Annotated in this window: 9 protein-coding genes; all 9 read left to right on the top strand. The window is 29.9% G+C overall.

Going from position 1 to position 12,138, the window contains the following annotated elements:
- Positions 1-129: 129 nt before the first annotated feature.
- The 9 genes from MHN29_RS09605 (at position 130) to MHN29_RS09565 (ending at position 12,110) form a co-directional block, all read left to right on the top strand.
- Positions 130-543 (top strand): response regulator, encoded by a 414-nt coding sequence (locus MHN29_RS09605; RefSeq protein ID WP_150899558.1) that lies wholly within the window; start codon positions 130-132, stop codon positions 541-543.
- 3 nt (positions 544-546) lie between these two features.
- Positions 547-1,086, top strand: a complete 540-nt coding sequence (locus MHN29_RS09600) for a heme NO-binding domain-containing protein (protein ID WP_235274817.1) — start codon at positions 547-549, stop codon at positions 1,084-1,086.
- 279 nt (positions 1,087-1,365) lie between these two features.
- Positions 1,366-3,462, top strand: coding sequence for a PAS domain S-box protein (locus MHN29_RS09595; RefSeq protein ID WP_239176074.1), 2,097 nt, complete (start codon positions 1,366-1,368; stop codon positions 3,460-3,462).
- Between the two features lie 6 nt (positions 3,463-3,468).
- Complete coding sequence (locus MHN29_RS09590) at positions 3,469-4,608, top strand: FIST signal transduction protein (protein ID WP_235274819.1); 1,140 nt, start codon at positions 3,469-3,471, stop codon at positions 4,606-4,608.
- Complete coding sequence (locus tag MHN29_RS09585) at positions 4,608-5,654, top strand: ATP-binding protein (RefSeq protein WP_235274820.1); 1,047 nt, start codon at positions 4,608-4,610, stop codon at positions 5,652-5,654. The genes MHN29_RS09590 and MHN29_RS09585 overlap by 1 nt, the downstream gene beginning before the upstream one ends.
- Before the next feature lie 3 nt (positions 5,655-5,657).
- Positions 5,658-5,975 (top strand): Hpt domain-containing protein, encoded by a 318-nt coding sequence (locus tag MHN29_RS09580; RefSeq protein WP_235274821.1) that lies wholly within the window; start codon positions 5,658-5,660, stop codon positions 5,973-5,975.
- Positions 5,976-5,980: 5 nt separating this feature from the next.
- Positions 5,981-6,697, top strand: coding sequence for a LytTR family DNA-binding domain-containing protein (locus tag MHN29_RS09575; protein ID WP_235274822.1), 717 nt, complete (start codon positions 5,981-5,983; stop codon positions 6,695-6,697).
- Between the two features lie 115 nt (positions 6,698-6,812).
- Positions 6,813-9,401 (top strand): T9SS type A sorting domain-containing protein, encoded by a 2,589-nt coding sequence (locus tag MHN29_RS09570; RefSeq protein WP_235274823.1) that lies wholly within the window; start codon positions 6,813-6,815, stop codon positions 9,399-9,401.
- Between the two features lie 258 nt (positions 9,402-9,659).
- Positions 9,660-12,110, top strand: a complete 2,451-nt coding sequence (locus MHN29_RS09565) for a DUF4114 domain-containing protein (protein ID WP_235274824.1) — start codon at positions 9,660-9,662, stop codon at positions 12,108-12,110.
- Positions 12,111-12,138: the final 28 nt, after the last annotated feature.

The raw sequence follows: 12,138 nt of genomic DNA, 5'->3' as shown, positions 1-12,138 counted from the left end.
GGAAACTGAATTTTGTTTACCGACACTTTTTTACCGTTTATCGACACTTATTTTAATTTAGACGCAATCTATCTTTGATTTTTGATAATTAGACTTAAATTGGACCCATAATTTATTTGTAATAATTCGATGGCAAAAATATTAGATGTACTATTAATTGAGGATAATATGATAGAAATAATGAAAATGAATAGAACAGTTTCATTATTAGAACTAAAACATAATATCACAGAAGCTAAAACGGCCGAGGAAGCTTTGGTCATTTTAGAAACAAAAAAGAATTTACCAGATCTAATCTTATTAGATTTAAATATGCCAAAAATAAATGGTATAGAATTTTTATCAATCTTAAAAAAAGATGAAGATCTAAGACACATACCTACGGTGATTTTAACAACATCAGATAACCAAAAAGACATTCACGAATGTTATAGAATAGGGGTATCTGGTTATATGTTAAAGCCATTAAAGTATGATGATTATGTGGAAAAAATAAAAGCAACCCTAGCATATTGGTCAATAAATGAACTAAAGAATAGTTAACATTTGAAAGGGATAGTTTTTACAGAGTTTTTGGACCTCGTAGAAAGTAAATTTGGATTAGAAATGGTTGATAAAATTATATCACAATCTGAATTGGAATCTGGAGGGGCCTATACTGCAATTGGAACATATCGTTTTTCAGAGATGCTTCAATTGTTAGGAAATCTGAGTAATAATACTGGGATTTCGACAGACAATTTACTTTTGGTATATGGAGAGCATTTTTTTAGCGTCTTAGAAGAAAGTTATCCAGGGCTTTTAAACACTTATACTGATCCAATAGAACTATTGGCATCAATTGAGAATCATATTCATGTAGAGGTGCGTAAAATATACCCAAAAGCAGAGCTTCCTACATTTATTGTAGAAGAAAAAACGAAGAGTTCGTTAATTTTAATCTATAAGTCGAGTAGAGCAATGCATCACTTTGGCTTAGGTTTAATGAACAAAACGTTTGAATACTTTAACAGTACGGCTACTATTGTGCTAGAGAGAACCAAGAAAGATGGTAGTGAAGTAAAGTTTATTATTAATAAAAATTAAAGTTATTTCGAAAATAGAAGTAAATAAATAATCAGGTCGTTGGAGGTGTTTTAAAACCTCGTAATTTAATTTAGAGCCATAAATGGTTGGTTTTGAGTGAAAAAACTTGTGTGAAAATTTTTAAAAATCAAAAAAAAATGTTAGATTTGGTACAGACGCTAATAAACTATACTGAATTTAATATCTGATAAAATGTAACATTTAGCACTTTTAAAGATACTTAGCTATTGTTTTTTTTAAAGGGTAAAAATTAAGAAGGGTTTTTAAAAAGAAAAATAAATGAGTCCCCCAACGACAGATCTATTGCAGCGCGCTTTAACGAGAGAAAAAGCGGCCAGAAAAGCTGCAGAAAAAATCTTAGAAGACAAATCAAGAGAGCTATACTTGATGTCTGAAGAGTTAAAGGCCGCGAATGCTAAACTCGAAAATTTACTGAACGAGAAATCTTCTCAATTAGAGGGGGTTTTCGAAAATTTCATCGATGCATACCTTATAATGGATTTAAAAGGAAATGTGCTTCGAATGAATGATGCTGCAGTTGATATTTTTGGATATGATATAGAAAAAGAAAAACTAAACGTAGTTAACTTAATATATCCAGAAGATGCAGTATATGCATTTAAATCTTTTACGGAGTTAAAGGATAAAGGTACCTTTTCAAATTACACTGCAAGAATTTTTAGTAAAGATAAGCAAGTTAAATGGGTGCAAATTAATGCAAGTATAGTGTATGACAAAGATAATAAACCTGTTGCTGCACAAGGAATTATCAGAAACATCACAGAAACTAAACGTACTTCAGCATTAATAGAAGAACAAAAGAAGGAACTTGATATCATTGTAGAAAACTCACCGTTTGGAATTGTGCTTACAGAAGGTACAAGTATCTTAAGAACCAATGAATCTTTTCAAAAAGCATTAGGATATACAAAAGAAGAATTCTCTAAACTTGTTGTAGCCGATATTTCTTTTAAAGAAGACTATCCAGAGTCTAAAAAATTAATTGATAAAATGAACTCTGGAGAGATCGATAATTTTGTGCTAAACAAAAGATATAAAAGAAAAAACGGATCAGTTTTATGGGCAAAAACTAATGTAAATGCAGTTAGAAATAGTCAAGAGGAAATCAAATTTCAAGTTGCTATTATAGAAGATATTACTCATGAGAGAGAAAGAACGTTAATTATAGATATGATTAATGATTTGGCAAAATCTATCCTTGGGAAAAATAATATTTTTGAGATAGCATGGGAAATGACTCAAAAAATAGCAGAGTATTTAGGTACAGACGATTGCGTTATTTATTTAGTAAATAGAGAAGACAATACGCTAGAAAAAATAGCATCCTATGGAGCAAAAGTAAGTGAGGCTAAAGAAATTATAGATAAATTTTCCTTACCTATTTGTAAAGGTATAGTAGGGCACGTAGCAAATTCAGGAAAAGCAGAGATTATCAAAGATACTTCTAAAGACGATCGTTATGTTATTGACGGACAAAAAAGGTTTTCTGAAATATCAGTACCAATTATTAGTGAAGGAAAGGTAATAGGAGTTATAGATTCTGAGCACCCTGATAAAAACTTTTTTAGAAAAGATCACCTTGATACTTTAGAACACATAGCAAGTTTAGTTTCAATGCAACTAAAGAGTGCTATGAATATTAGAGAACGAGAAAAGGCTGAAAAGAAAAATATTCAATTACTTAATAAACTAGAAAAGAGTAATAATGAGCTAAACGAATACGCTCATATCGTTTCTCATGACTTAAAATCACCTCTAAGAAGTGTACACGCACTTACTTCATGGATAAAAGCAGATAATGAAGGGAAATTAGACGAAATGACACTTCAAAATTTCGATTTAATAGAGAATACTCTTGAAAAAATGGAGAGTTTAATTTCAGATATTTTAAACTACTCAAGTGTAGATTCTGTAACTACAGAAACACAAGATGTAGACTTGAATGTGGTTTTAAATGATTTAAAGGAAATGCTCTACATACCAGAAAATACTACTATAAATATACAGGATGGTTTACCAATAGTAAAAGGAGATAAAACAAAGTTCCAGCAATTATTTCAAAACTTAATTAGTAATGCTATAAAGTTTGGAAATAAAGAAAAAGGAATTATAGATATTGGATTTAAAGAAGAACCTTCATTTTATGAATTCTATGTAAAAGATAATGGAATAGGAATAGAAAAAAAATTCCATGATCGCATATTTAAAATTTTCTATTCATTAAATAAAAGTAAAGAATCTACAGGTATAGGACTTTCAATAGTTAAGAAAATAGTTGACTTATATGAAGGGACAATCTGGTTAGATAGTGAAGTAGACAAAGGAACTACCTTTTATTTTACCATTAAAAAATAATAACATATGAAGACTGTACAATTAAAAAAAACGAAGAATTCAGATTGGGAATATATTAGTGAAAAAGTTTCGTTAAAAGAGCCTTTAGTATTGGTATTTGGAAATAGATATTTATTAGAAGATGAAAATATTTATAATGAAGTAAGAGGGCTATTTGACGATGGACATATTGTTTTTGGGTCAACATCTGGAGATATCACGTCAAAATATGTTGATGATGAGAGTATAACAATTACAGCAATAGAATTTGAAAAAAGTAAGTATGTTATAAAAACAGCAAATGTATTAAACGACGATTCTAACAAGAAGAGTTTTGTAACAGGAGAAAACTTAATTAAACAGTTCTCAAGTGAAGGTTTAAAACATGTATTTATTGTTTCTGAAGGAAGTTTTATAAATGGAAGTCAGTTAGCAAGAGGAATGAATGCGGCTACAGATAATGAATTGCTAATTACAGGAGCTTTATGTGGAGATGCAGCACGTTTTGAGAAAACGATTGCTTCTTATAATGAACAGCCTAAAAAAGGAGAAATAGTAGCTATAGGATTATATGGAGAAACCTTAGATGTAAGTTTTTCAATCAATGGAGGTTGGACTCCTTTTGGTCCCGAACGAATTGTAACAAAATCTGATGCCAATATTTTATATGAATTAGATGATTTACCGGCCTTAGATTTATATAAAAAATACTTGGGAGATAAATCAAAAGAATTGCCAGGAGCAGCTTTATTATACCCTTTAAAAGTAAAATCGACAAACGATAAACAATCAATAGTAAGAACTATTTTAAATATTGATGAAGAAAAGAACTCAATGATTTTAGCTGGAGATATTTTAGAAGGTTCTAGAGTTCAATTGATGATGACAAATGTAGATAGTATTGTAAATGCTTCTGAAAAAGCAGCTTCTGATGCTTTAAAATTAAGAAAAACTGATCCAGAATTAGCCATCTTGGTGAGTTGTATTGGAAGAAAATTAGTTTTAGATCAAAGAGTAGAGGAGGAAGTAGAAGAAGTGTTAGAAGTAGTAGGAAAAGATACAACTATTTGTGGCTTGTATTCATATGGAGAAATTGCTCCTTTTAGAAATGAAACGAACTGCCAATTGCATAATCAAACAATGACAATTACGTTAATTAGTGAATAATGAACCCGTTAATAAAAAGACAGTTACGAAAATACCTAAGCCCTTCTTTACAAGAGAATGAAGAGGTAAAGAGTCTTGTTGAAGCGGTAAGTAAATCCTATAATACTTCTGAAGAGCAGTTTAGTATGTTGCAACGGGCAACAGCCATAAGTTCCGAAGAACTTTATCAAGCAAATGAGCGACTTAGAAAAGAGTCGAAATCTCAAAAAGAAGTAATAGAAAAACTGAAGAATGTAATAAGTACATTAAACTCTTATGATTTAACAGAAGAGAATGATGAAATCTCCGAATTAGATTCTTCAAAATTAGTGGATGTTATTGATAATCAAACTAAAGAAATACTTCAGATAAATAAACAAAGAGATAGATTATTAGAAAACTTAGAACGTAGAAATAAAGAACTAAATGAATATACACATTTAGTAACGCACGATTTAAAATCGCCATTACAAAGTATAGATGCTCTTACGTTTTGGTTACGAGATGATTATAAAGAAGCGTTAGGAGAAGATGGAAGAGAAAAAATTAATTTAATTAGAGAAAATGTAGAAAAAATGGATGAGTTGGTTAAAGGAATAGCCAAATATTCAACCATTGGAAAACTAATTAAAGATACCTATGAAGTAGACCTGAATAAAATTGTAAACAAAGTATTAAAGAAAGTATCAATACCTCAAAATATTGCAGTAAGTATCCCTGAAATATTACCAATAGTAAAGGGAGACAATTTTAGACTTGAAGAATTGTTTTATAGTATTATAGACAATGCAGTTAAGTTTAACGATAAGGAAGAGGGGGAGATAATAATTAATTTTACAGATACAAAAGATTTTTGGGAATTTAGTATTAAGGATAATGGAAAAGGAATGGAAGAGCAATACTTTGAAAAAATATTCTTAGCCTTTCAAAAATTAGAGAACGATTATAAATCGGCAGGGATAGGATTATCCATAGTGAAAAAAATTATAGAACAGTATGAAGGTAAAATATGGATAGCGTCTGAACTAACAAAAGGAACAACATTTTATTTTACATTAAAAAAATAAATTATGGAACAACCAAACTTATCATACATAGATCAATTAGCTCGAGGAGATGAGTCAGTAAAAAATACATTGATAGATGTTATTAAATCAGAGTTTCCTGGAGAAAAGCAAGAATATATAGAAAGCTTCGAAAAAAAAGAATATAAAAAGATTGAAGAAAATGTTCATAAAATTAAACATAAAATTAGTATTTTAGGGTTAACTAAGAGTTATGAAGAAGCTAATAAATATGAGCATAATCTTAGAGAAGATAGTATAGAAGGAGCTGAAGGATTTGACAAAATTTTACAAACAATTTCTGAATATTTGAAAACTATTTAAACTTTATGAACAGTATTATTATTGATGATGAAAAACTAGCAAGGTCAATTATAAAAGCACTTTGTAATGAAAAGGAAGGTATAACCGTCGTTGAGGAATTTCCTAATGCAATTCAAGCCATTAAGTATTTGAATGAGAATAAAGTGGACCTTATCTTTTTAGATATTCATATGCCTGATTTTACGGGATTTGATTTTGTAAAAACGTTAAAGAATCCTCCTTTAATTATTCTGTCTACTTCAGATCCACAATTTGCAATTGAAGCTTTTCAATATGATTGTATTGTAGATTATTTATTAAAACCTATTGATGCAGAACGTTTTGATAAAGCTATAGAAAAAGCAAAGAATAAAAAGAGTATTGAAGCAGCAAAAGTTCAGGAATCTTCTTCTTCTAAAGAACAAGAGATTAATAATGATTTTTATGTAAATATTGATAGACGTTTAATAAAAATCGATTTACCAAGCATTTATCTTGTTGAAGCAAAAGGAGATTATATTAATATAAAAACAGAAGAAAAAGACTATGTAGTGCATTCTACTCTTAAAAAAATAGAAGAAAAACTACCAGAATCATTGTTCTTAAAAATACATAGATCGTACATCATCAATGTTAAAAAGATAATTGATATAGAGGATAATAGTGTTTTAATAAAGAAAAATGTTATTCCAGTTAGTCGATCAAAAAGACCTGAATTAATGAAGCGTTTAGACTTATTATAGTTTTTAATCTAAGGAATTTTGCATTTCGTCTACACTTAAGCTACAACTTAACGAGCTTTTAAAGAGGAGAGTTAATAGTTAATTATTTTTAATAGAGATTTTACACTATTATATTATGATTAAAACTATTACTCTTTTAAAAAAGCTATTATGCATATTTATTGCATTTTTTAGTTTAAGTATTGTTTCCCAAAACACGCCATTCAATTGTGTTTACAATGCTTATTTATTTCAATTCAATGATGTCTATTCAATCGATTTAGCTTCAGGAAACTCTTATCTAGTAGCAGAAGATATTACTCCAGGTAGCATCAATGCAGCAGCTTACAATCCGCAAGATGGATTTATATGGGGGTCATTAAGTACACCTTCAAAAACAATTGTTCGAATAGGGAATGATTTTCAAGTAACTACCTATTACATTGATGAATTACCTACAACTGGAAGATACATTGGAGGAATTAATCCAGACGGTGTATATTATCTTAAGGGAGGTGGAACAACTTATTATAAAATAGATTTAGATCCAGATTCACCAACCTACGGGCAACATTTAGCAACAGAAACTTTATCGGCAAATATCAATATCCATGATTGGGCCTTTAATGCTGTAGATGGTAATTTATACACTGTAGAAAAAAAGACAAACAAACTATATAGAGTAGATCCTTCTAATGGTGTTGTACAATCTTTAGGAGAAGTACCAATTATGTCAGGATTAAATTATACCTATGGAGCGGTATATTTTGATGCTTCTGGTCGATTTTATGTATCTGCAAACCAAACAGGTACTATATACGTAATACAAGCAGTTCAAGACTTAACTGGTTCTAATGCAATTGATTCTAATTTATTTGCCTTTGGACCATCTAGTTCAAGTAATGATGGAGCACGATGTCCAACAGCACCAGTACCTCAAGAAATTTGTGATAATGGAATTGATGATGACGGAGATGGTTTAGTAGATTGTGATGATCCATCATGTTCTGGTTATGGAAATTGTAGTGTAATATTGGCTCCAACTTCAGGAGGAAACGAAGGAGGATTGGAAAGTAATAATAGATTATCAGAACAAATTAACAAACGTAATTACAATAGAGCAAAAGTTAATTACAAGTTTGATAGAAGCAAAGCAGCAAGAGTAACTAAATCTTTAGATTATAAAAAGAAAGGTGGAGCAATAGAATTAAAAGACTTTATTCCTTTAGATGTAATTAAGGAAGATGAAGTAGTGGAATCATCACCAAAAGATTTAATTGCTATTACAAACGCAACGGATATTTATGCAGTTGATTATGTAGAACAAGGAACTCCAGTAGCTTCAATACTAGCTTTAAAAACCGAGAATGGAGTATATGAACACACCAAATATATTTGCGATCGTTTACTAGGAGCAGAGTTAATATCAGTATCAACCATAGAAATTGAAGGACATCAATTTATAAAATCGTTAATTAAAAATGCAGACAACACTGTAGAATTCTCATTAAGTCTTTCAGCAAAAGTAGTTAATAACGATGCTAATTTTGAAATAGAAAGTCATTGGAATTTAGATAAGTATGAGAGCAATGTAGGATTTTATAATTTTCAAATATGGTCAAATTCACTAGATGATTTATATCTTTTAGCAAATGAGGTAGTGAGTTTGTTAAATGCAGCGAAACCAATTTCAGGTTATAAAACATCAAGACCTCCTACAGTTTTTGTTAGAAAAGGAAAGTATAATAATGGATCTCTAGATTTACAAATTATTAATAGAAACAGAAGTGGAGAAGTAGGATTTGATGCAGGTTACAGAGAAACAGAAACTAGTAGTTTGAAAAACTCAAACTCAACTATAAACCTAGAACAAAATTATATAACAAACTTAAAAGTAGCAACAGGTAACTTATTTGATATAGGTTTTAGAATAGGTGATGGTATTGCAACACCAGACGATTTATTTATGTCTGATGGACCCTGGGGAGTAGATGCTTCGGGAGCAAATACAGTAGTGTCAAATTATGCAATAGTACCAAACGACTATACTTTTGAAGCAAAAGATTTTCCAGTTGAAAGAAACGTTGAATTAACAGCAACAACAAGTACATTTATAGCAGCGTACAGAGCGTTGACTCCACGTTTTATGCCAGTTGATTTGTCGGACTACAACGGGTTTAAACTAAAAGCAAAAGGAACAGGAAAATTAGAAATTACTTTTGTTAAGAAAAGTATTGCTTCTTTTGAAGATCAATATAAAACCACTATAGCATTATCTGATTCTTTTAAAGATTACGTGATACCTTTTACAAGTTTTGTTTCTAAAAAAGGAGGAGAATTAGTATTAGATGATATTGCAACTATAGTTTTCAAAATGGTTTCAGAAGATGGTTCAGTAACAACCAAAGAAATGAATTTAACCAATATTCGTTTTTCTAAAATAGATTTTACTGAATTAATAGAATATGAAGGAGGACTAGTAACTGCTGTACCCAATCCAGTAACATTAAGTACAAGCTTATATTTTAAAGCACAAGAACAAGAAGATCTAGAATTTGTAGTGTATAATCAATTAGGGAAGCTAGTATATAAAACTAATTACAAAGCGGAAGTCGGAATTAATAAAATTAACTTCGAACGTAAATCTTTGAATACAGGATTGTATTTCTGTAAGATTATTAGTAAAAAATATACATTTAAGCCAGTTAAATTATTAGTGCATTAGAAATGGTGCACTAATAATTTTAAGTTGTTTAACACTCGTTAAAATTATAATATCCGCTTAACTAAGCGGATATTTTTTTAAAATTACAGATAATGATTATGACTTTAAAAAGGAGTTTAGTATCGACGAATGGTATTAAAAAGCCCTAATCTATAGTAATTTGTATTTAAACTACTCTTAAGTTCTACATAGCGAAGATTTAAGAAAACAGTCTAATAAGTGCCTAATTTTACAGTATAACATTAAAACTTAAGCACTATGAAGAAAATATTACTTACATTATTAATACTAATAACGACGGCGAATATCTACGCGCAGAATTACCAGTATTTAGGAGAGTTTACATCAAATGGAACTCCTCTTTATTTAGAAAGCCCAGGAGATGATGTATCTGTAGAAACATTAGAAATGATTAGTAACTCAATTCCTGAAAGCTACCCTGTGCCAGATTACAATCCACATTATATTTCTTCTGGTTATGATACAGATTTAAAATTAACTGCAGAAGCAGATGTTTATGTAACTTTTGTTAGTGAAGGAGCAGGATATAGAAATGTATTAGGATTTTATACATATGATGTGAACAATCCATCACCTACAGCACCAGCACCAGAAGATATTACTATTATTTTTCCAAATGCATCTGCATTAGGTAGTGGAGGTGGACTTCAAGTAGGAGATAAAGTAAAAATAGGAACATTTCCAGCAGGAACTGGTATTGGTTGGGTGTTATTAGCAAATGCATGGAGTGCTAACTATAGTACAGTTATGAACGGATATTGGAAAGTATATTCTAATCCAGATTATAACCCTGAAGCAGATGAAAATTTAAGACACCATAATGTATTATTAAATGATCCAGATAATGAAAGAATCATCTTAGGTTTTGAAGATATTAGAAGAGATTATGGTTCTTGTGATAACGATTTTAACGATGCAGTTTTTTATGTAACAGCAAATCCATATTCAGCAATTACTTCTACAAATTTTGCAGATGTATCTAGTGCAACAGATGTAACATCAGCGCATGATGGAGGATTAGAAAGTAATGGAAAGTTAGCAAGTTTAATTGCTAAGAGAAACTTCAAGCGTGAAAAAAAGGGTAATCTTTTAAACAAAAAAGCATTACAAAAAAGATACAAAAAGAAACAATTGTTACTAGCAAAAGGAGCAAATCCATCAAGTATTGAAGCTTTCTTACCAGAAACTGGAATGTATGGATCTGAAAAAGCATATGTATCAACTCCAACAGATTTATTAGGAATTACCAATGCTAAAGAAGTATTTTCAGTAGACTTATATACAGGAGAAGAAAGAATATCAGCAGTTTTAGCAACTGCAACAGAAGGAAAAGTATACGATCATTCAAAAGAAATTTGTGATAGGTTAAATAACTCGGTTTTAGAAGATATTAGAACAGTAAAAGTTAGAGGGCATCAAATAATAAGTTCAAAAATAAAAAGGGCTACAGGTGAAGTAGAGTATACATTAGGATTTTCAGTGAAGTTAGGAGATGCAGCGAATGAATTATATAGTTTTTGGAATATTGAACAGTATCCTAATGGCGATTATTATAATTTTCAAGTATGGGGTAGCTCTTTTTCACAAGTATTTACATTGAGTAACCATATCTTAGATACATTCACAAATATTAAGCCTTTAGTTAGTACATCGTTAGAAGATGTTGTACCACCAGTATTTGTTAGTTCTGGATACTATAAAAATGGAAACTTACATTTAAACATAGTTAACAAAGTTAAAGCAAGTTCTATGAATTTTGAAGCAGTATTATCTAAAACAGAAGTGGCAGATAAAACAAACATGTCAGAAGTAATTAGCTTGAAAGGTACTTGGAAAGATGAAGTAGTTATTCCTACAGGTCAATTATTTGATGTTGGATTTTCATTAAGTACAAACTTATCACAGCAGCAAGATGCTTTATATTTAGCAGACGGTCCTTGGGGAATTGATTATTTAGAAGAAAATGTAAATGTAAGCTCTTTCATTGTAGAAAATAATGATGAAGATTACGACGAAAATATTTATCAAATAGAAAGAGAGCCTTCAGTAAGCGGGCAAGTAAAAGGAACCATTAACTTGTTTAGACATGTATTACCAGGAGATCAAACATTAGATGTATCAGAGTATGAGTCTATTCAATTTAAAATCCAAAATACAAAGTCAGTTGAAGTAATCTTAGTACAAGAAGGATTAACAGATTGGGATAACCGTTTAAGAATTAAAATTCCAGCAAACGAATTTGAAAAAGAATACAGTATTTCATTTAATGATTTTCTTGACAAAAGTGGAAAACCAGGAAATATTACAGATGTAAAAACAATTGTATTCTCATTACAAGGAGATTATAGTACTTATGTTCCATTTGAAATGAATGTAAATGATGTAGCGTTCGGATTAAAAGCTGAGCAAATAGTAGAAGAAGTAGTTGAGTTTAATAACAAGGTTTTAGCATTACCAAATCCAATAAACAATTCAGGTAATATCTATTTCACATCAGAAATTAATGAAGAAGTAAAGTTAAATATATATAATTACTTAGGCCAATTGGTTTATAAAACAAATTACACTACAAAAGTAGGAGAGAATTTAATTCCAATAGGAAGAAAAGATTTAATGTCAGGAATGTATATCTGCAGAATTGAAAGCGATTCAAAAAAGTATAGCACATTAAAATTACTCATTAATTAAAAATGAGATATTAATTCCAAAGTAGTTT

Origin of the sequence: Tenacibaculum sp. Cn5-46, from assembly GCF_022347705.1 — a bacterium.
Classification (GTDB): domain Bacteria; phylum Bacteroidota; class Bacteroidia; order Flavobacteriales; family Flavobacteriaceae; genus Polaribacter; species Polaribacter aiptasiae.
This window is presented reverse-complemented; position numbering and strand designations above follow the sequence as displayed.